22 protein-coding genes are annotated in these 20,741 nt (G+C 65.7%); 12 read left to right on the top strand and 10 right to left on the bottom strand.

From position 1 onward, the window contains the following. Positions 1-1,221: 2-oxo acid dehydrogenase subunit E2 (locus CK944_RS06865; protein WP_103172322.1), on the top strand; the 1,221-nt coding region annotated here is incomplete at its 5' end. Between the two features lie 114 nt (positions 1,222-1,335). Here CK944_RS06865 and CK944_RS06860 read toward each other — a convergent pair. The 4 genes from CK944_RS06860 to CK944_RS06845 all read right to left on the bottom strand — a co-directional run bounded on the left by CK944_RS06860 (position 1,336) and on the right by CK944_RS06845 (position 6,977). Beyond that, on the bottom strand, positions 1,336-1,854 hold the full coding sequence (locus CK944_RS06860) for a type 1 glutamine amidotransferase domain-containing protein (protein WP_103172298.1): 519 nt from the start codon (positions 1,852-1,854) through the stop codon (positions 1,336-1,338). Between the two features lie 55 nt (positions 1,855-1,909). Next, positions 1,910-4,963: an efflux RND transporter permease subunit gene (locus tag CK944_RS06855; protein ID WP_103172297.1), complete on the bottom strand. Its 3,054-nt coding sequence runs from the start codon at positions 4,961-4,963 to the stop codon at positions 1,910-1,912. Further along, a complete protein-coding gene (locus tag CK944_RS06850) occupies positions 4,960-6,144 on the bottom strand; it encodes an efflux RND transporter periplasmic adaptor subunit (protein ID WP_192877735.1) in 1,185 nt (394 codons plus the stop codon). Before CK944_RS06850 ends, CK944_RS06855 begins: the two co-directional genes overlap by 4 nt. A gap of 62 nt (positions 6,145-6,206) precedes the next feature. Further along, positions 6,207-6,977, bottom strand: a complete 771-nt coding sequence (locus tag CK944_RS06845; RefSeq protein ID WP_103172295.1) for a division plane positioning ATPase MipZ — start codon at positions 6,975-6,977, stop codon at positions 6,207-6,209. A gap of 232 nt (positions 6,978-7,209) precedes the next feature. On the opposite strand from CK944_RS06845, the gene CK944_RS06840 reads away from it, so the two are divergent. Further along, positions 7,210-7,488, top strand: a complete 279-nt coding sequence (locus CK944_RS06840; RefSeq protein ID WP_103172294.1) for a hypothetical protein — start codon at positions 7,210-7,212, stop codon at positions 7,486-7,488. Here the strand turns inward: CK944_RS06840 and CK944_RS06835 are convergent. From CK944_RS06835 to CK944_RS06825, 3 genes are read right to left on the bottom strand one after another with little or no spacing between them, the layout of a single operon-like run. Further along, complete coding sequence (locus CK944_RS06835; RefSeq protein WP_103172321.1) at positions 7,469-8,350, bottom strand: DMT family transporter; 882 nt, start codon at positions 8,348-8,350, stop codon at positions 7,469-7,471. The genes CK944_RS06840 and CK944_RS06835 overlap by 20 nt on opposite strands. Before the next feature lie 32 nt (positions 8,351-8,382). Further along, positions 8,383-8,952, bottom strand: coding sequence for a peroxidase-related enzyme (locus CK944_RS06830; protein WP_103172293.1), 570 nt, complete (start codon positions 8,950-8,952; stop codon positions 8,383-8,385). 53 nt (positions 8,953-9,005) lie between these two features. Then, positions 9,006-9,851, bottom strand: coding sequence for a LysR family transcriptional regulator (locus CK944_RS06825; protein WP_103172320.1), 846 nt, complete (start codon positions 9,849-9,851; stop codon positions 9,006-9,008). A gap of 105 nt (positions 9,852-9,956) precedes the next feature. Here CK944_RS06825 and CK944_RS06820 point away from each other — a divergent pair, with 105 nt between their 5' ends. The 8 genes from CK944_RS06820 to rpmE all read left to right on the top strand — a co-directional run bounded on the left by CK944_RS06820 (position 9,957) and on the right by rpmE (position 14,953). Continuing rightward, on the top strand, positions 9,957-10,544 hold the full coding sequence (locus CK944_RS06820) for an FMN-dependent NADH-azoreductase (protein WP_103172292.1): 588 nt from the start codon (positions 9,957-9,959) through the stop codon (positions 10,542-10,544). Positions 10,545-10,721: 177 nt separating this feature from the next. Beyond that, positions 10,722-12,218: a signal recognition particle protein gene (gene ffh, locus CK944_RS06815; protein WP_103172291.1), complete on the top strand. Its 1,497-nt coding sequence runs from the start codon at positions 10,722-10,724 to the stop codon at positions 12,216-12,218. Further along, positions 12,218-12,523: a chorismate mutase gene (locus tag CK944_RS06810; RefSeq protein WP_103172290.1), complete on the top strand. Its 306-nt coding sequence runs from the start codon at positions 12,218-12,220 to the stop codon at positions 12,521-12,523. The genes ffh and CK944_RS06810 overlap by 1 nt, the downstream gene beginning before the upstream one ends. 43 nt (positions 12,524-12,566) lie before the next feature. Then, positions 12,567-12,923 carry a 30S ribosomal protein S16 gene (gene rpsP / locus CK944_RS06805; protein ID WP_103172289.1) on the top strand — a complete coding sequence of 119 codons (357 nt, stop codon included), beginning with the start codon at positions 12,567-12,569 and terminating at the stop codon, positions 12,921-12,923. 48 nt (positions 12,924-12,971) lie between these two features. Beyond that, positions 12,972-13,472: a ribosome maturation factor RimM gene (gene rimM, locus CK944_RS06800; RefSeq protein WP_103172288.1), complete on the top strand. Its 501-nt coding sequence runs from the start codon at positions 12,972-12,974 to the stop codon at positions 13,470-13,472. After that, positions 13,465-14,340 (top strand): tRNA (guanosine(37)-N1)-methyltransferase TrmD, encoded by an 876-nt coding sequence (gene trmD / locus CK944_RS06795; protein ID WP_103172287.1) that lies wholly within the window; start codon positions 13,465-13,467, stop codon positions 14,338-14,340. The genes rimM and trmD overlap by 8 nt, the downstream gene beginning before the upstream one ends. After that, positions 14,337-14,720 carry a 50S ribosomal protein L19 gene (gene rplS / locus CK944_RS06790; RefSeq protein ID WP_103172286.1) on the top strand — a complete coding sequence of 128 codons (384 nt, stop codon included), beginning with the start codon at positions 14,337-14,339 and terminating at the stop codon, positions 14,718-14,720. The genes trmD and rplS overlap by 4 nt, the downstream gene beginning before the upstream one ends. 11 nt (positions 14,721-14,731) lie before the next feature. Further along, entirely contained in the window at positions 14,732-14,953 is a 222-nt protein-coding gene (gene rpmE / locus CK944_RS06785; RefSeq protein ID WP_103172285.1) for a 50S ribosomal protein L31, read from the top strand. A 140-nt stretch (positions 14,954-15,093) separates the two neighbouring features. On the opposite strand, the gene CK944_RS06780 is transcribed toward rpmE, so the two are convergent. Further along, positions 15,094-17,052 carry a protein meaA gene (locus CK944_RS06780; protein WP_103172284.1) on the bottom strand — a complete coding sequence of 653 codons (1,959 nt, stop codon included), beginning with the start codon at positions 17,050-17,052 and terminating at the stop codon, positions 15,094-15,096. 208 nt (positions 17,053-17,260) lie between these two features. On the opposite strand from CK944_RS06780, the gene ccrA reads away from it, so the two are divergent. Then, entirely contained in the window at positions 17,261-18,553 is a 1,293-nt protein-coding gene (gene ccrA / locus CK944_RS06775) for a crotonyl-CoA carboxylase/reductase (RefSeq protein ID WP_103172283.1), read from the top strand. 70 nt (positions 18,554-18,623) lie between these two features. Here the strand turns inward: ccrA and CK944_RS06770 are convergent, their stop codons facing one another. Both CK944_RS06770 and CK944_RS06765 read right to left on the bottom strand, forming a co-directional pair. Next, positions 18,624-18,881 (bottom strand): hypothetical protein, encoded by a 258-nt coding sequence (locus tag CK944_RS06770; RefSeq protein ID WP_239985981.1) that lies wholly within the window; start codon positions 18,879-18,881, stop codon positions 18,624-18,626. 108 nt (positions 18,882-18,989) lie between these two features. Next, a complete protein-coding gene (locus CK944_RS06765; protein WP_158247967.1) occupies positions 18,990-19,316 on the bottom strand; it encodes a hypothetical protein in 327 nt (108 codons plus the stop codon). Positions 19,317-19,367: 51 nt separating this feature from the next. On the opposite strand from CK944_RS06765, the gene gdhA reads away from it, so the two are divergent. Further along, complete coding sequence (gene gdhA, locus CK944_RS06760) at positions 19,368-20,729, top strand: NADP-specific glutamate dehydrogenase (RefSeq protein ID WP_103172280.1); 1,362 nt, start codon at positions 19,368-19,370, stop codon at positions 20,727-20,729. Positions 20,730-20,741: the final 12 nt, after the last annotated feature.

Raw genomic sequence — 20,741 nt, 5'->3', positions numbered from 1 at the left:
GCCACGATGGAATTCGAGGCCGTCGATGAAGGCACCATCGGCAAGCTGCTGGTGGCCGAAGGCAGCGCGGGGGTGAAGGTCAACACCCCCATCGCCGTGCTGCTGGAGGAAGGCGAGGATGCCTCGGCCGCCGCTTCGGTACCTGCCAAGGCTGCGCCTGCGACCGCAGCCCCCGCCGCCGAGGAAAAGGCTGCCGCCGAAAAGGGCTATGGCGGCCCCATCGGCGCGCCCGTGGCCGGTGACGCCGGTGCGGCGAAGGCCGCGCCCGCCAAGGCCGAGGGCGGAAACCGCATCTTCGCCTCGCCCCTTGCCCGCCGCATCGCCGCCGAAAAGGGCATCGACCTTTCCGGCATCACCGGCACCGGCCCTCGTGGCCGCATCGTCAAGGCCGATGTCGAAGGCGCGAAGCCCGGCGCGGCCAAGCCCGCCGCAAGCCCCGCTGGCGCACCGGCAGCCGCCGCCCCTGCCCCCGCCGCCGCGCAGGCGCCGAAAGGCCCCTCGGCCGACGCGATCCTCAAGATGTACGCGGACCGCGAGACGACCGAGGTGCCGCTGGACGGCATGCGCCGCACCATCGCCGCGCGCTTGTCCGAGGCCAAGCAGACCATCCCGCATTTCTATCTGCGCCGGTCGGCCAAGCTGGATGCGCTGATGGAATTCCGCGCCATGCTGAACAAGCAGCTTGAATCGCGCGGCGTGAAGCTGTCGGTCAACGACTTCGTCATCAAGGCCTGCGCCCTGGCCCTGCAACAGGTGCCCGATGCCAATGCCGTCTGGGCGGGCGACCGGATCCTGAAGCTGAAGCCCTCGGACGTGGCGGTCGCCGTCGCCATCGAAGGCGGGCTGTTCACCCCGGTCCTGAAGGACGCGCATCAGAAGACGCTTTCCGCCCTGTCTGCGGAAATGAAGGACCTCGCCAGCCGCGCCAAGTCGAAGAAGCTCGCCCCGCACGAATACCAGGGCGGCAGCTTCGCGATCTCGAATCTCGGCATGTTCGGGATCGAGAATTTCGATGCGGTCATCAACCCGCCGCACGGGGCGATCCTCGCCGTCGGCGCGGGCATCCAGACCCCCGTCGTGGAAAAGGGAGAGGTCGTGGTCCGCAACGTCATGTCCATGACGCTGTCCGTCGATCACCGGGTCATCGACGGCGCCCTGGGGGCGCAGCTTCTGGAAGCCATCGTCACCCATCTGGAAAACCCGATGGGAATGCTGGCCTGAGACAGTTCAGGAAAAACGAAAGGGGCGCCTGGGAAGCGCCCCATCTTTCTTCTGTGCATAAATATCCTCGGGGGGTCCGGGGGGCGAAGCGCCCCCGGCCACCGCGGGACGCAATCAGCGCAGCGCGTCCTCGATGGCGCTGACAAAGGCGTCCAGGTCGTCCGGCTTGCGGCTGGTGATGATGCCGCCGTCCACCACCACCTTCTCGTCCACCACCTCGGCGCCGGCGTTCTTCATGTCGGTGCGGATCGATTCATAGCTGGTCAGGCGCTTGCCCTTGGCCAGCCCCGCCTCGGCCAGAAGCCAGGGGGCATGGCAGATCGCGGCGACCGGCTTTTCCGCATCGGCAAAGCTGCGGATCAGGGCGATGGCCGACTGGTCCGTGCGCAGGTTGTCCGGGTTGATGACGCCGCCGGGCAGGACCAGGATGTCGTAATCCCCCGCGCCGACGTCCGTGATCGCCTTGTTGGCGGTCACCGACTTGCCCCAGTCATCCTTGTCCCAGGCCTTGATCTCGCCCGCCTCGGGGGCGGCGATATCGACCTGATGGCCCGCATCCTTCAGCTTTTCCAGCGGCACGAACAGTTCCGACTGCTCGAACCCGTCCGATGCCATGATCAGAACCTTTGCCATGATTGGCCTCCTTTCGTGTCAGCCCACCCAATGCAAGGTCCGGTGCGAAGTTCCCTTACTCCGCCGGTTGACGGGGCCGGTTGACGCCGACGCGCTGGGCGACCCAGCCGGTCAGCCGCCCCTGTCCCCCATGGATCAGGGAAAACAGCGCGGGCACGAACAGCAGCGACAGGACGGTGGACAACAGCAGCCCGCCGATCACCGCGATGGCCATGGGCGCGCGGAACTCGCCCCCCTCGCCCGTCGCCAGGGCCGAGGGGATCATCCCCGCGCTCATGGCGATGGTGGTCATGACGATGGGGCGCGCGCGCTTGTGGACCGCATCCAAAATCGCGTCCTTTTTGGCCACCCCACGCTCGATTGCCGTCAGCGCAAATTCCACCAGCATGATCGAGTTCTTGGTGACGATCCCCATCAGCATCAGGAAACCGATCACCACCGCCATGCTGATCGAGTGGCCGGTCACGAACAGCGCCAGAATCGCCCCGCCGATCGCCAAGGGCAGCGACAACAGGATCGAGACCGGCGTGATGAAGTTGTGGAACAGCAGCACCAGCACGACATAGACCAGCAGCACGCCCGCCCCCATCGCCGTGCCGAAGGCCCCGAAGACCTCGCCCATGATCTCGGCATCGCCAGAGGGTTGGATGCGGGTGCCGGGGGGCAGTTCGATCCGGGCCTGCAACTCGGCGACCTGGGCGCTGACGGGGCCCAGCAACTGCCCGTCGGCCAGGTTGGCGCTGACAGTGGTCTGGAACTGCCGGTCATAGCGCCCGATCTCGGTCGCGCCGGCCGACAGGGTGACGTCGGCCACGGCCCCCAGCGGCACCTGCCCCGCCGAGGAATTGACCCGCAGGTTCTGCACCGTCACCAGGTCGGCCCGGGCGTCTGCGTTCAGGCGCACGACGATGGGGATCTGTTCGTCGCCCGCGTTGAACTTGGCCAGGTTCGCCTCGACATCGCCCAGCGTCGCCACGCGCAGCGTCGTCGCCATGTCGCTGGCCGAGACGCCAAGCTGCGCCGCCACATCCGCGCGCGGCGTGATCTGGATCTCGGGCCGTTGCAGGCGGGCCGTGGTCGTCACGTTCTCAAGCGAGGGAAGCTCTGCCATCGCCGTTGCCAGCCGTTCGGCCGCCAAGGCCGCGCCGTCTTCGGTGGAGCCAAGGACATTGATGGTCAGGTCGTTCTGGCCGTTCTCGTTCTGGAAGTTGATGCGCATGTCGGCGGTGCCGGACAGGCGCTGCTTCAGATCCTCCTCCAGGACGAATTGCGACCGTTCTCGCGTTTCCTTCTTGCCATAGTTGATCATGACCCGCGCCTCGGTCACGTCGGACCCGTCGCTATAGACAAAGACCGACTGCACCTCGGGCACCTCGTCGATCTGCGCGGACAGGCGGCGGGCGGCGTCCTCGGTGTCGTTGATGGTCGCGCCGGGGGGCAGTTCGACCTGGATCTGGCTGCGGCCGATGTCGGATGCGGGGATGAACTCGGTCGGCAGAAGCGTCGCGGAATAGATGGAGCCCGCGAAGATCCCCACCCCGGTCAGCAGCGTCAACCCGCGATGGCGCATGGTCCAGCCGACGACGCGCATCAGGGCGCGCATGACGAAGCCGTCGCTTGCCTCGGTCCCGTGGACGGTGCCGCGCATCAGATAGGCGGCCATCATCGGCGTGATGATCCGCGCCACCAGCAGCGAAAACAGGACCGAGACCGCCACCGTCAGCCCGAACTGCTTGAAATACTGCCCCGGAATCCCGCCCATGAAGCTGACCGGCGCAAAGACCGCGACGATCGAGAAGCTGATCGCGATCACCGTCAGGCCGATCTCGTTGGCGGCTTCCTCGCTGGCCTCGTATGGGGGCACGCCCATGCCGATATGGCGGACGATGTTCTCGATCTCGACGATGGCGTCATCGACCAGGATGCCGGTGACCAGCGTGATGCCCAGCAGGCTGATGCCGTTCAGCGTGAAGCCCAGCCAGTGCATCACGAAAAAGGTCGGGATGATCGACAGGGGCAGCGCCACGGCCGCGACAAGGGTGGCGCGCCAGTTGCGCAGGAACAGGAAAACCACGATCACCGCCAAGGCCGCGCCTTCGTACAGCGTGTGCATCGCGCTTTTGTAGCTGGCCTCGGTATAGGTGGTCGCGTCGTCGATCAGGCTGATGCGGATATTGGGATAGCGGTCGGCGATCTGCGCCAGCCGTTCCTTGGCCGCGTTCCCCGCCCCCAGGTCCGAGGCGCCCGTGGTGCGATAGATGCCGAAGGCCACGACCGGCTGGCCGTCCAGCAGGGCGAAGCTGCGTTCCTCGGCCGGGCCGTCGATCACCTGGCCCAGCTGGTCCAGCCGGATCGTGCGCCCGTCCGCGATGCTGATCGGCGCCGCGGCAAGCTGTTCGACGCTGTCCGCCGCGCCCAGGGTGCGGATCGAATATTCGCGCCCCGCCAGATCGCCGCGCCCGCCGCCCAGGTCGATGTTGCGGGCGCGAAGCTGGTTCGACACGTCGGCCGCCGTCAGCCCGTGGGCCAGCAGCCGGTCGGGATCCAGTTCGACCTTGATTTCCCGCGCGGCGCCGCCGATGCGGCTGGTCTTGCCGACGCCGTCCACGGTGGACAACTCGCGCCCGATCACGTCGTCCACGAACTTCGACAAGGATTCAAGCGACTGGGTCGGGTCGCTGACCGCATAGGTCAGGATCGGCATCCCCGTGACGTCCAGCCGCTGCACCAATGGTTCGTTGATGCTTTCGGGCAATTGCTGGCGGACGTTCGACACCGCGTCCTTGATATCGTTGACGGCCCGGTCGCTGTTCGTTTCCAGCTCGAACTCGACCACGATCACGGCGGCGCTGTCCGTCGCGGTCGAGGTGATGTGGCGCACGCCGGTCACGGATGCGATGCTGTCCTCGACCGGCTGCAGAACCTGGCTGGTCAGTTCGGACGGCGCCGCGCCGGGCTGGTTGATGGTGACCTGCACCAAGGGCAGGTCGATGTTGGGCATTGCCGTCACAGGCAGGCGGTTGAAGCTGTAAAGACCGACGATCAGCAGGACCAGGAAGATCGCGACGGGCGGGACCGGATGGCGGATCGACAGGGTCGCGAAGTTCATGGCCGGTCCCCTTCGGCGGCCACCGGGCGGACCTGGTCGCCAGTGCGGAAGAAGGCGCCGGACCGGGCGATCACCTGTTCGCCTTGCGCCAGTCCCTCGATGATTTCGCGCCGCCCATCCCACAGCAGGCCCGCGCGGATGGGGCGCGTTTCGACCATGCTGTCCTTGACGACCTGCACACGTTCGCCGCTGTCATCCGCCAGAACCGCCGAGGCCGGAACCGTCACCGCCTGCCGTCGGTCGGTGATGACCCAGCCGCTGGCAAACTGGCCGATGCGGATGGCCGTGCCGTCATCCAGCGCGATCCGCATGATGCCCAGCCGCGTCACCGGATCGACCGAGGCCGGGACCAGCCTCACCGTCCCGGCCACCGTCCCCACGCCCGCCACGGTGATTTCGGCGGGATCGCCCACCTTCAGGCGGCCAAGCGCGGTTTCGATCACCTCGGCCGACATCTCGACCGCGCCATCCGCCAGCAGGACGAACAGCGCATCCCCGCCCCCGCCGGCCAAGGCGCCCAGTTCAGCGTTGCGCGTCACCACCACTCCGGCCACGGGCGCGGTGATGGTGGCCCGGTCAAGGTTCAGTTCCGCAATCCGCCGCGAAGCCTCGGCCTGGGCCAGGGCGGCACGGGCGACCGCCAGCCCATCGGCCGCCGACGCCGCCTGGGCGCGGGCATTCGCCTCGGCGGCGATGGCGTCATCCAGGGCGGATTGGGATGCGGTGCCCCCCTGACGCAACTGGCGCACCCGTTCCAGGATCGACTGCGCTTGCGTCAGCAGGGCATCGGCGCTGTCGATGGTGCTTTGCGCCTGCCCCACGCTGGCTTCGGCCCGCAGATATTCCGCGCGCGCCTGTTCCAGTTGCGCCGACAGCGTGTCGGTGGACAGCCGGGCCAGAACCTGGCCCTTGGTCACGCTGTCGCCCGCCTCGACCAGGATTTCGGTGATTTCCGGCCCGGATACCTGGGGAAAGACCTGCACCAGTTGCCGCGCGACGATGCTGCCCGATACCGGCACGCGGGCCTGAACCTCGGCCTGCGAGGCGGCTTCGACGGTCACGGCGGGTGCGACACGCGCCGGCGCCTCGGATGCGGTTGCGGCCTCGTTGGCCGATGCGGACAGCGGCAAGGCCATTGCAAGAAAAAAGGCGAAAGCAACGCGCATGAGACAGACTGCCATGATGATCTGCCGGCAAGATAGGTGTTCATCAGGCCGGCAACAACGCGCCTGCGCGATGCTGCCTAGAAGTTGACCGTGACGCCGGGCAGGTTCAGTTCCGCAAGCAGGTCGCGCAGTTCCTGCCGCGCGGCGATGTTGGACATCGACAACTGTTCGGTGCCGATATCCTTCAGGTCCAGCAGCGTCAGCCCGCGCGGGAAAAGTTCGCGGAAGATGACGCGTTCCGAAAAGCCCGGCGCCACGCGGAACCCGATGCGCTTGGACAGCGTCTGCAACGCCCCGCCGACCTTGCGCTTGTTGTGCATCTGCTGCGTGCCAAGGCGGTTGCGCAGCACCAGCCAGTCGATCGGACCCGCACCAGCCTGCGCCCGCATCTGCCGCGCCGCCCAGACCATTTCCGCATAGATCGAGGGGCCGAGGATCTTGCCCTCGGGCGACAGGCGCGCCAGCAGGTCGAAATCGACGAAGCTGTCGTTCATCGGCGTGATCAGCGTATCGGCAAGGGTATGGGCCATCTGGCTCAGCTTCGTGTGCGAACCGGGACAGTCCAGCAGGATGAAATCGCAGGACTTCTCCAATTCGGTCAGCGCGGGCGTCAGCGGGTCGCCGCCCTCGCCCATGGTGCCGATCACGGGCATGGGCAGATCCAGCCCCTCGCGCTGCAGGAAATGGGCGCGGTTTTCCAGGTAACGGGCAAAGCTGCGCTGGCGCACGTCCAGATCCAGTCCCCCGACACGGTGGCCCATTCGGACAAGCGCCGTCGCCACATGCATCGAGGTGGTGGACTTGCCCGAACCACCCTTTTCGTTGCCCACAACGATGATATGCGCCACGAAGCCGCCCCTTGTCGGTCCCTTGTCGCGCGGACCCTAGCGGGGCGGCCCTGCGAAGGAAAGGATCCTGGACAGAACGCCGCCCGGCTGATGCCACAATGCCGCGCCTGCCCTTATCGCCATGTTCCGACGGGCAAAACAATCACGACCATCATGGTAGATTTTTCTTGCAGGAAAGGGCCGCTTCTGTCGTAATGTCCTCAAGCCAAGCACGGGAAAGGGAGAACCCGCCATGACCCCGAATTTCATCACCGGCCTTGCCCTGTCCGTCCCCACCGCCGTTGTCAGCCCCGCCGCGCTTTGGCAGGACGATCTTCCGGCGCATCGCCGGGCATCGGATTACGCCACCATCGCCATCGGTGCGCGCCAGCAGGCCCAGGGACCGATCGTCCGCCGCCTGCGCGACGGCCGCGTCAGCATCGAGGCCGGGGGCCGCGTTCTGACAGGGCACGCGGTTGCGCCAAGGCCCGCCACCGGCCTTTGGGCGCGCATCAGCGCAGCGATGTCCTGACGGCAGGCTCGTCGGTCTTCAACAGCAAGGCCAGGGCACCCACCGTGGCCAGGATGCCGGGCAGCATCACGGCGCCGGGCATTCCCTGTCCCAGCGCGGCTTCCAGCCCGATCACCCACAGCGGCGTCAGATAGGTATAGGCCATGACCTTTGCGGCGGGCAGGCGCATCGCCGCGTATTGGACCAGCAGCGTGGTAAAGGCGCTGGCGAAGACAGCGACATAGAAGATCGTGATCCAGACGATCGCGGGAAGCTGTCCCCAGTCCGTCGAGACCAGCGCGTCCCAGCCCCACACCGCGGTCAGGATGCCGCCCGCCACCAATGTCCCAAGACTGGAAATCAGCGGCCCTTCGTTCCGGCTGAGCCTGCGGACCAGAGCCGCATAAAGGGCGTGCAGCGCGCAACCGATGAAATAGATCGCCTCGCCCCGGCCGATTTCCAGCCGCATCAGCGCCGCCGGGTCGCCGCGAAAGATCACCCACAGCGCCCCTGCCCCGCCCAGCGCCAGGGCAAGCGCAAGATGCCCAGTCATCCGCTGGTTCAGCAGAAGCCAGCCAAACCCCGCCGCCATGATCGGCGTCAGCGTGAAGACCGCGCTTGCCGCGACCGCGGGGGCGGTCTTCAACCCTTCGAACATCAGGACGAAATAGCCCGCAAAGGCGCCGCCCAGCAGAAGGTAACGCCACGGCGCCTCGATCAGGGCGCGCGGGCGGCCTCGCCCCGGGATCGCCAGCGCGATCCCCGCCAGCACGCCTGCGGCGATGACGAAGCGCGCGACCGTGATCGCCGCCGGGTCGATCAGGTTAGCGGCCCTGACGCCCAGCGAAAACGATCCGGCGACCAGGGCCGAGAACAGCAGCATGGCCGCATGGCCGCGCAGGGCCTCGGTGCGGTTCACGCGCGGCCCAGCATGTAGAATTCATTGTTTGCGCGGAAATCGCCTGCATTGGCCATGCGGTTCGACATGCCGAAGAAAGCCGCGATGGCGCCGATGTCCCAGATTTCGTCGGCGTCGAATCCTGCATCGCGCAGCGCCTGGTGGTCGGCATCGCCGATCTGGTGGGCCGCGACAGTCACCTTTTCGGCATAGGCCAGCATCGCCCGCTGACGATCCGTCAGATCCGCCTTGCGCCAGTTGATCGCCACCTGGTCGGCGATCAGCGGGTTCTTGGCACGGATGCGCAGGATCGCGCCGTGGGCCACCACGCAATACTGGCAGTTGTTGATGCCGCTGACCGCGACCACGATCATTTCCCGTTCCGCCTTGGTCAGGCCGATGTCCTTGTCCATCAGCGCCTGGTGATAGGCGAAAAAGGCGCGGAACTCGTCGGGACGGTGCGCCAGGGCCAGGAAGACATTGGGCACGAAGCCCGACTTCTCGGCCACCTTGGCGATGGCGTCCTGCATGTCCTGGGGCAGGGTTTCAAGGTCGGGCACGGCAAAGCGGCTGATGGAATGGGTCATGGGGTTCCTCCGATGCGGCCACCTTGGCCTGCGGCTTACACACTGTGAAGGGGTCATGCGTCGCGCAGGGCCGCCACGGCAGCCTGCACCTTGGGCGTGCGGTGCAGATCGACATGCGTGACCAGCCACAGCCGCGATTCCCATTCGGGCAGGGCCATCACCTCGACCAGGCCCTCGGCGCGGGACGGCGACAGGGGGCCAATCGCAAGGCCCGCGCGGATCACGGCTTCGCGTGCGGATTCGTCATTGGCGGTGATGACGATCTGCCGGGGGTCCACCCGGTCCTGCAACCACCGCATCAGCGGCGCATTGCGGGCCTGCGGCCCCATCAGGGCCAGGCGATGCCCGTCGATGCCCGCCACCTCTCCATGCAGCGCAACATAGGCGGGCGCGGCATAGACCGGATGGCGCAGCGTGCCCATCGGACGAACGACATAGTCCGGTTCCGTCGGCTGGCTGCCCGCGCGAATCGCGACATGCGCTTCGCCCGCGTCCAGGCGGAACAGGCGCACGTCGGTCAGATAGTTCACCCTCAATCCCGGATGCTGGCGCATCAGGCGGATCAGCCGGGGCATGACCACATCCGCCAGTTCGGGAAGCGAGGTCACGACCAGTTCCCCCTCGATCCGGTCGCCGCCGCCCGCGATCTGCGCGGTCAACTGGGCAAAGCGTTCATCCGCGTCGCCCGCGACCTTCAGCATCGCCTGACCTGCCTCGGTCAGGGCATAGCCCCGGGGATGCCGCTGGAACAGCTTGACGCCAAGCTGTGCTTCCAGCCCGTCGATGCGGCGGATGACGGTGGCGTGGTGGACACCCAGGGCCTCGGCCGCGCCGCTGACGGTGCCGCTGCGCGCCACGGCCAGCGCGATGCGAAGATCGTCCCAACTGTCAATCGTCATGTGCATCTCCGCACAGATATTGCGCGTTTATCACCATTTCCCCCGTTCGAGCCTAGCCCTAAATCAACATCAGCGCACCATTCCTGAACCTGAACGGACATTCCGATGAACATCCTGCATATCGACAGCGCCATCACGGGCGACGCCTCGGTCTCGCGCAAGCTGACGGCCGACATTGTCGCCAAGCTGACCGCATCCAACCCGGACGCGACGGTGACCCATCGCGACCTGAACGACGGCGTTCCGGCCATCGACAGCGCCTGGTTCGAAGCCGTCCGCATGGCCCCCGAAAGCCCGACGCCCGAGCAGCAGCGCCTGATCGCGATCTCGGACGCCTATCTGGCCGAGGTCCAGGCCGCCGACGTGCTGGTGATCGGGCTGCCGGTCTATAACTTCAACCTGCCCGCGCAGTTGAAGAACTGGCTGGACCAGATCGCGCGCGCCGGAAAATCCTTCCGCTATACCGCCGAAGGCCCCGAAGGCCTGCTGACGGGCAAGCGCGCCATCATCGCCTATAGCGCGGCGGGCACGCCCATGGGGTCGGACCTGGACCATGCCTCGGGCTATATCCGCTTCATGCTGGGCTTCCTCGGCATCACCGACGTGGACTTCGTCGCGGCCGACCGCCTGGCGATGGACCGCGAGGCTGGCCTGGCCCGCGCGCAGGACGCGCTGGAAAAGCTGGCGGCCTGAATCTTCCCTTGTAACAAGTATCACGGCCTGCGTTGACTCGCGGGCCGTTTTTTCGTATCAGCCCCCAGATTCCCGGAAGGATTGACCTTCCGGTCCCCGTCTGTCGCGGGGATCGCCCTCCGTCAGCGCGTTGCGCCCACGGGGGCAAACCTGTTTTGGACCGAAGGAGGCCCGGCGATGTTCGAGAACCTTTCCGACCGTTTGGGCGGCGTCTTCGACCGGCTGACCAAGCAGGGGGCGCTGACGGAAGACGACGTCACCGCCGCCATGCGCGAGGTCCGCGTGGCCCTGCTGGAGGCCGACGTCTCGCTGCCGGTGGCCCGCAACTTCGTCAAGTCAGTGACGTCGAAGGCCACCGGCTCCGCCGTCACCAAGTCGATCACCCCGGGCCAGCAGGTCGTCAAGATCGTCCATGACGAACTGATCAAGGTTTTGCAGGGCGAGGATGCGCCCGACGCCCTGCGCATCGACAACCCGCCCGCGCCGATCCTGATGGTCGGGTTGCAGGGTTCGGGCAAGACCACCACCACGGCCAAGCTGGCCCTGCGCCTGAAGGAACGCGAAAAGAAGCGCGTGCTGATGGCGTCGCTGGACACCAACCGCCCCGCGGCAATGGAGCAGTTGGCGATCCTGGGCAGCCAGATCGGCGTCGATACCCTGCCCATCGTGCCGGGCCAGACCGCCCCGCAGATCGCCAGCCGCGCGAAACAGCAGGCCGCGCTTGGCGGCTATGACGTGGTGATGCTGGACACTGCCGGCCGCCTGCATATCGACCAGGCCCTGATGGACGAGGTTCAGGCCGTCCGCGACATCGCCCAGCCGCGCGAAACGCTGCTGGTCGTCGATGGTTTGACCGGCCAGGATGCCGTCAACGTCGCGACAGAATTCGACCAGAAGGTCGGCGTATCCGGCGTGGTGCTGACCCGGATGGACGGCGACGGGCGCGGCGGTGCGGCCCTGTCGATGCGCGCCATCACCGGCAAGCCGATCCGCTTCGTGGGCCTGGGCGAAAAGATGGACGCCTTGGAAACCTTCGACGCGCAGCGCGTCGCGGGCCGGATCCTCGGCATGGGCGACATCGTGGCCCTGGTGGAAAAGGCCCAGCAGGTGCTGGAGGTCGAGCAGGCCGAGCGCATGATGAAGCGCTTCCAGAAGGGTCTGTTCAACATGAACGACCTCAAGGGCCAGTTGGAACAGATGCAGAAGATGGGCGGGATGCAGTCCATCATGGGCATGATGCCCGGCATGGCCAAGATGGCCAAGCAGGCCGAGGCCGCGGGCATGGACGACAAGGCCATCGCCCGGCAGATCGCGCTCATCAATTCGATGACCAAGAAGGAACGCGCCAATCCCGACATGCTGCAGGCCAGCCGCAAGAAGCGGATCGCGGCCGGCGCGGGGATGGAGGTGTCGGAACTCAACAAGCTTCTGAAGATGCAGAAGCAGATGGCCGACACGATGAAGAAGCTGGGCAAGATGGGCAAGGGCGGGATGCTGAAGCAGGCCATGCGTGCCATGACCGGCAAGGGCGGCGGCCTGCCCGACCTGGAAAACTTCGATCCGGCGAAAATGGCCGAGGCGCAGAAGATGCTGCAGGATCCGCGCGGCCTTGGTGGGCAGTTGGGCAAGGCAGGCCTTCCCGGCGGGCTGTCCGGCATGTTCGGGAAGAAGTGATGGACGACCATACCGATCCCGCCGCCCGCGCCGCGGCCCTGTTGCGCGACCACCGCGCCAGCATCGACCGGCTGGACGCGATCCTGGTCTATACGTTGGCCGAACGCTTCAAGCACACCCAATCCGTCGGCCGCCTCAAGGCCGAACACGATCTTCCGCCGTCCGATCCTGCCCGCGAAGCGCAGCAGATCGAACGGCTGGAACGCCTCGCGCGCGAGGCCGACCTCGACCCGGAATTCGCGCGCAAATTCCTCAACTTCGTGATCGCCGAAGTGATCCGGCATCACGAAACCTTCCAATCCTGACGGCGGGATCCCCGCCAAACCCGCCATTACAAGGAGAAACCCAATGGCAACGAAAATCCGTCTGGCCCGTGGCGGCAGCAAGAAGCGCCCGCATTACGCCATCGTCGTGTCCGATTCGCGCATGCCGCGCGACGGCCGCTTCCTGGAAAAGCTGGGCACCTACAACCCGCTGCTGGCCAAGGACAGCGAAGACCGCATCAAGCTGGACGTGGATCGCGCCAAGCATTGGCTGGACCACGGCGCTCAGCCGACCGACCGCGTGGCCCGCTTCCTGGAAGCCGCCGGCGTGCGTGAGAAATCGACCCGCGCCAACCTGAAAAAGGGCGAGCCGGGCAAGAAAGCCACCGCCCGCGCCGCCGAAAAGGCCGCGAAAGCCGCCGCTCCGGCCGAAGCCGAGTGATCCGATCGGGCGGGGGCAACCCCGCCCTTTCCCTGTGAAAGGGGCCGTATGTCACAAGACCGCATCTGCGTGGGCGCGATTGCCGGGGCCTTTGGGGTCCAAGGCGAAGTGCGGCTGAAAAGCTTCTGCGCCGAACCTTCGGACATTGCGAAATACACCCCTCTGACGACCGAGGACGGCAAGCGCAGCTTCACCATCCGGCTGACGCGCCCGGTCACCGGCGGCCTTGGCGCGCGCCTGTCGGGCGTCGCCACGCGCGAGGATGCCGAGGCGCTGAAGGGCGTCACACTCTGGGCGCCGCGAGCCGCCCTGCCCTCGCTGCCCGACGATGAATTCTACCACGCCGACCTGATCGGGCTGGAGGTCGTCGATACCGGCGGCGCCGTTCTGGGCCGGGTGCGCGCGATCTTCGACCATGGCGCGGGCGACATCCTCGAAGTCGTGGGCGGCAAGGACGTGCTGCTGCTGCCCTTCACCCGCGCCGTGGTGCCGACCGTGGACCTGACCGCGCGCCGCATCGTGGCCGATCCCCCCGCCAGCGATGAGTGACAGCCCCAAATCCCACGGTCGCCTGTCCGTCACCCCCAGCCTGCGCCCGCGCGAGTTGATGGCGGAGCCGCAGGTGCAGGGCGCCTGGACCGCCAGCATCGTCACCCTGTTCCCCGAGGCCTTTCCCGGCATCCTGGGCCTGTCGCTGACCGGCAAGGCGCTGGCGCAGGGATTGTGGAACCTGCGCACCATTCCCCTGCGGGACTTCGGCATCGGCCGTCACCGCAATGTCGATGACACACCGGCGGGCGGGGGCGCGGGCATGGTGATCCGCGCCGACGTGATGGACGCCGCCCTGCGCGAGGCCCGACAGGGCCCGCCGCGCCCGGTGATCTACATGTCGCCGCGCGGCAAGCCGCTGAACCAGGCCCGCGCCCGCGACTTGGCCCAAGGCAACGGTGTCACGCTGATCTGCGGCCGGTTCGAGGGCGTGGACCAGCGCGTTCTTGACGCCCACGGCATCGAGGAAATCAGCATCGGCGACTATGTCCTGACCGGAGGAGAGATCGCCGCTCAGGTCTTGATCGACGCGACGGTCCGGCTTATACCGCGCGTGCTGGGGAATCACGACTCTCTGGCCGAGGAATCCTTTTCCATCGGCAACAGGGGGCTGCTCGAGGCCCCCCAGTTCACGAAGCCCGCCCAATGGGAAGGCCGCGAGATACCCGAGGTTCTGCTGTCGGGCAATCACGCGGCCATTCATCGTTGGAGGGCCGGTGAAGCCGAAAGGCTGACAAAGGAACGCCGCCCCGACCTGTGGCGGGCATACGAGGAAAACCGTATGGACCCGGCAAAGGACCGACAGCTCTCGGGCGCATCAGACCAATCGCGGGGCTACCGCGAGCATGACAAGGAACCCAGGCGATGAACCTGATCGCAGAACTCGAAGCCGAGCAGATCGCACAGCTCGGCAAGACCATCCCGGATTTCAAGGCCGGCGACACCGTGCGCGTCGGCTACAAGGTGACGGAAGGCACGCGTTCGCGCGTCCAGATGTACGAAGGCGTCTGCATTTCCCGCAAGGGCGGCAGCACCATCAGCGCCAGCTTCACCGTGCGCAAGATCAGCTTCGGCGAAGGCGTGGAACGCGTGTTCCCGCTGTATTCGACCAACGTCGACTCGATCGAAGTCGTGCGCCGCGGCAAGGTCCGCCGCGCCAAGCTGTACTACCTGCGCGACCGTCGCGGCAAATCGGCCCGGATCGTCGAGAAAACCAACTATCGTCCGCTGTCCGACGCGAAAGCCTGAGGATCCTTCCGATGAAAAAAGACATCCATCCCGACTACCACACCATCGAGATCAAGATGACCGATGGCACCACCTACCAGACGCGCTCGACCTGGGGCGCGGAAGGCCAGACCATGACGCTGGACATCGACCCCACCGTGCACCCGGCCTGGACCGGCGGCTCGGCCAAGCTGATGGACACCGGCGGCCGCGTGTCGAAGTTCAAGTCGAAATACGCAGGCCTGGGCTTCTGATCGCCCTGCCCTATGGAATTGCAAAACGCCGCCCAAACCGGGCGGCGTTTTCATTTTGTGCCTCGCGGTCATCTTCTGTGTGAAAATATCCCGCAGGGGGTCTGGGGGACGCGAAGTCCCCCGGCGCTCGCGGGACGCAGTCACGCCGCCTCGACGCTGGGCTCCACCAGCGCCACGATGTCCATCATGATCGTGTTCAACTGGAAGTCCTTGGGCGTATAGACCCGCGCCACACCCATGGCCCGCAGGCGTGCCGCATCCTCGTCCGGGATGATGCCGCCGACGATGACCGGAACATGGACCATCCCCGCCGCCCGAATGCGGGCCATCACGTCCTCGATCAGCGGCAGGTGGCTGCCCGACAGGATCGACAGGCCGATGACATGGGCGTCTTCCTCGGCCGCGCGGGCCACGATCTGCTCGGGCGTCAGGCGGATGCCTTCATAGGTGATGTCCATGCCGCAGTCGCGGGCGCGAAAGGCGATCTGCTCGGCGCCGTTGGAATGGCCGTCGAGGCCCGGCTTGCCCACCACGAATTTCAGCCGCCGCCCCAGGCGCGCGCTGACGGCATCCACGGCATCGCGGATCTCCTCCAGCCCCTCGGTGCGGTTGGACGGGCTTGATGACACGCCGGTTGGGCCGCGATATTCGCCATGGACCTGCCGCATGATGCCCGCCCATTCGCCGGTCGTGGCCCCGGCCTTGGCGGCGGCGATGGACCAGGGCATCACGTTCTCGCCCCGCCTTGCCGCGTCGCGCAACGCGCCCAGCGCAAGCTGCACCGCGCCTTCGTCCCGCGCCTGCCGCCAGGCTTGCAAGCGCGTGATCTGGTCCTGTTCCACCGCCGGATCGACCACCATGATCCCGCCATCGCCCGCCGTCAGGGGAGAGTCCTCGCCCCCCTGCCAGCGATTGACGCCCACGACGACGGTTTCGTTCGTCTCGATCCGGGCCAGACGCTCGGCATTCGATTCGACCAGCCGCGCCTTCATGTAGTCGATGGCCGCGATCGCCCCGCCCATGTCGTCCAGCAAGCGTAATTCGTCGCGCGCGCCCGCCTTCAACTCCTCGACCTTGGCGGCGATGACCGGGTTGCCGTCGAACAGGTCGCCATATTCCAGCAGGTCGGTTTCATAGGCCAGGATCTGCTGCATCCGCAGCGACCATTGCTGGTCCCAGGGACGCGGCAGGCCCAGCGCCTCGTTCCAGGCTGGAAGCTGGACGGCCCGCGCCCGCGCGTTCTTCGACAGCGTGACGGCCAGCATCTCCAGCAGGATGCGATACACGTTGTTTTCCGGCTGCTGTTCCGTCAGCCCAAGGCTGTTGACCTGCACGCCATAGCGGAAGCGGCGGTATTTTTCCTCGGCGATGCCATAGCGGTCGCGCGTGATCTCGTCCCACAATTCCGTAAACGCCCGCATCTTGCACATCTCGGTGACGAAGCGGATGCCCGCGTTCACGAAGAAGCTGATGCGGCCCACCATCTCGGGGAAGCTCTCGGCCGGAACCTTGCCTTTCAGGTCGTCCAGCACGGCGATGGCGGTCGCCAGGGCATAGGCCAGTTCCTGCTGCGGCGTCGCGCCAGCTTCCTGCAGGTGATAGGAACAGACGTTCATCGGGTTCCACTTGGGCAGGTGTTCCCGCGTATAGGCCGCCACATCGGTGATCATCGCCAGGGACGGCTTGGGCGGGCAGATATAGGTGCCGCGCGACAGGTATTCCTTGATTAGGTCGTTCTGGACGGTGCCCTGCAAGGCCGCGATATCCGCGCCCTGCTCCTCGGCCACCGCGATATACAGCGACAGCAGCCAGGGGGCGGTGGCGTTGATCGTCATCGAGGTGTTCATCTGCTCCAGCGGGATGCCCTCGAACAGCGCCCGCATGTCGCCCAGATGGCAGATCGGCACGCCGACCTTGCCCACCTCGCCCCGCGCCAGCACATGATCGCTGTCATAACCGGTCTGCGTCGGCAGGTCGAAGGCCACCGACAGGCCGGTCTGCCCCTTGGCCAGGTTGGTGCGGTAAAGCGCATTCGACTTGGCGGCCGTGGAATGGCCCGCATAGGTGCGGAACAGCCAGGGTTTGTCCTTCTGGGCCATGCTTCGCCTCGCAACAATATTTCTGCTGAATAACCGTTACCGAAACAAATATGCGCCGTCAATTCGCCGCATCGCGGCACAAAATGCAACTTTAGGACATTTTATTACGTTGTAAGCATGTCGGTTGTTGCAATCTTGCGCGACGATCCGTTAGCACTGGCGACAGAAGGCGGCGATTCTGCGCCGCAGCAGATGACAGGAGACATTGATGGCCCTCGACTCCCCCTCTTCGATCGCGCCTTACGATGCGCCCGTGAAGGATCTGTACGACATCGGCGAGATGCCGCCCCTGGGCCATGTGCCCGCCAAAATGCACGCCTGGGCGATCCGGCGCGAACGCCAGGGCGAGCCCGACCAAGCCATGCAGCTTGAGGTCGTGGACACGCCCAGCATCGACAGCAACGAGGTGCTGGTCCTGGTGATGGCGGCGGGCGTCAACTACAACGGCATCTGGGCGGGCCTGGGCGTGCCGATCAGCATGTTCGACGTCCACAAGCAGCCCTATCACATCGCGGGGTCCGATGCCTCGGGGATCGTCTGGGCGGTGGGCGACAAGGTCCGCCGCTGGAAGGTCGGCGACGAGGTCGTGATCCATTGCAACCAGGACGACGGCGACGACGAGGAATGCAACGGCGGCGACCCGATGTATTCGCCCACCCAGCGCATCTGGGGATACGAGACGCCGGACGGCAGCTTTGCCCAGTTCACCCGCGTCCAGTCCCAGCAGCTGATGCCCCGCCCCAAGCACCTGACATGGGAAGAATCGGCCTGCTATACCCTGACGCTTGCCACCGCATACCGGATGCTGTTCGGGCACGAGCCGCATGAGCTGAAGCCGGGCATGAACGTGCTGGTCTGGGGCGCGTCGGGGGGACTTGGATCCTATGCGATCCAGTTGATCAACGCGGCGGGCGGCAATGCCATCGGCGTCATCAGCGAAGAAGACAAGCGCGACTTCGTGATGGGCCTGGGTGCCAAGGGCGTCATCAACCGCAAGGAATTCAACTGCTGGGGCCAGTTGCCCACCGTGAACACGCCGGAATACAAGGAGTGGTTCAACGAGGTCCGCAAGTTCGGCAAGGCCATCTGGGACATCACCGGCAAGGGCAACAACGTCGATATCGTCTTTGAACATCCGGGCGAGGCGACCTTCCCCGTCAGCACCTTCGTCTGCAAGAAGGGCGGCATGGTGGTGATCTGCGCGGGCACCACGGGCTTCAACTGCACCTTCGATGTGCGTTACCTGTGGATGCACCAGAAGCGCATCCAGGGATCGCACTTCGCCCACCTCAAGCAGGCGTCGGCGGCCAACAAGCTGATGCTGGAACGCCGCCTGGACCCCTGCATGTCCGAGGTCTTCCCCTGGGCCGAAATCCCGCAGGCCCACATGAAGATGTACAAGAACCAGCACAAGCCGGGCAACATGTCCGTGCTGGTCCAGGCGCCCACCACAGGCCTTCGCACTTTCGAGGATGCGCTGGAAGTCCGGCGCAGCCTCTAGCCTGACCGTGAAGGACGGGACGGGGCCGCGATCCATGCGGCCCCTTTTCCATTGGCGCTTCCCTCGGCCGTCAGATTTCGGCCTTGCGCCGATCGACGGTGCGGCACTGCCATTCCTGAACGGTTTCCCTGGGATGGCTTTCGATCCATTCGGCCATGACCTGCTGACCGTGGACCATGCAGGCCATCAGGTTCGTCTCGACAAAGATCAGGCTGCGGTTCTGGCACCGCGCAGGGTCTTCCGACAGGCAGCTTACAAAGAACAACTCGATCATTACATTCACCATTCCGTTTCCCGATGCGTGTTCCGGGCCATAAGAATGGGACATGATTCTCATCCAGGCGTGATTGCGCCGTGAAAGAAGAACATCGTTCTGAAACTTCTTGGTATTCGCCGGGGAATGAGCCGAATCGCCGTCCGGTTTCCCGGTCCCCGATCAGATCGCCGTATCCGTTTCGTCGGCCCGGCTGCATTTCCAGGATTTCACCTGATCGTTCGGATGGGCCTGAACCCAGCGCGCCAGTTCATTCTGGCTTTGCAGCATGCAGGTCTGGAGGCCGTTTCTTTCCTCGAACAGCAGGCGGTGTTCGGTGCAGCGCTGCGGTTCGTTGATCAGGCAGGTGACAAAGAACAGTTCGATCATCGCGCGTTCCCCATGATGATCCCCTATACACGCCGCCCGAGCCGGAAAAGTTGCGCCCGGCAGGCAAGATTGCGCATCAAGCACGCAATTTGCCCAAATCTTTCGCGGAATCCCATTCAACTTGCCGAAGATGACGGCTAACAGGCTTTCGGCAAGAAAAAGGGAAGACCAATGGTCCAGATCGACGACAAGCTGACCCCCATCTATGACGAGGTCGTCCGACGCAACGCCGGCGAGGCCGAGTTTCACCAGGCCGTGCGAGAGGTGCTGGAAAGCCTGGGCCGGGTGGTGGCAAAGCATCCCCAATACCTCGACCGCGCGCTGATCGAGCGGATCTGCGAACCAGAACGGCAGATCATCTTTCGCGTGCCCTGGACCGACGACCAGAACCGCGTGCAGATCAACCGGGGCTTCCGCGTCCAGTTCAATTCGGCCATGGGGCCCTACAAGGGCGGGTTGCGCTTCCACCCGTCGGTGAATGTCGGGATCATCAAGTTCCTGGGCTTCGAGCAGACCTTCAAGAACGCCCTGACCGGCCTGCCCATCGGCGGCGGCAAGGGCGGGTCGGACTTCGACCCCAAGGGCCGCTCCGATGCCGAGGTGATGCGCTTCTGCCAGTCCTTCATGACCGAGCTTTACCGCCACCTGGGCGAATACACCGACGTCCCGGCCGGAGACATCGGCGTCGGTGCGCGCGAGATCGGCTATATGTTCGGCCAGTACAAGCGCCTGACCAACCGTTACGAGGCGGGCGTGCTGACCGGCAAGGGCCTGTTCTATGGCGGCTCGCTGGCCCGCAAGGAAGCCACCGGCTATGGCAACACCTATTTCACCCGCGCCATGCTGCAGACCAAGGGCGAGGATTTCGACGGCAAGACCGTGGTCGTGTCCGGTTCGGGCAACGTCGCCATCTACACGATCGAGAAGGTGCAGTCCTATGGCGGCAAGGTCATCGCCTGTTCGGACAGCAGCGGCTATGTCGTGGATGAAGGCGGCATCGACCTGGCGCTGTTGAAGGAAATCAAGGAAGTCCGGCGCGGCCGCATGTCCGATTACCTGCGCCTGAAGGGGGCGGGCAACGGCGTCTATTTTGTGAAGTCGGGCGACGGGGTGATCTGGGACGTGCCCTGCCAGGTCGCCATGCCTTCGGCCACGCAGAACGAACTGACCGGCAAGGATGCCAAGAAGCTGATCCGCAACGGCGTCATGGCGGTCGGCGAAGGCGCCAACATGCCTTCGACCCCCGAGGCGATCCGCGCCTTCCACGATGCAGGCGTCGCCTTTGGCCCCGGCAAGGCCGCCAATGCGGGAGGCGTCGCCACCTCGGCGCTGGAGATGCAGCAGAACGCCTCGCGCGACCGCTGGAGCTTCGAGAAGACCGAGGCCAAGCTGGCCGAGATCATGCGCGACATCCACGACGCCTGCTACAGCACGGCCGAGGAATACGGCGCGCCGGGCGACTATGTGATCGGGGCCAACATCGCAGGCTTCGTGCGCGTGGCCGAACCGATGCTGGCCTTTGGCGTGATCTGATCCCAACGCTGC

Source organism: Paracoccus sp. SY (assembly GCF_002901215.1).
GTDB lineage: Bacteria > Pseudomonadota > Alphaproteobacteria > Rhodobacterales > Rhodobacteraceae > Paracoccus > Paracoccus acridae.
The sequence above is the reverse complement of the archived record's forward strand: the minus strand, read 5'-3'. Positions and strand labels throughout refer to the sequence as shown.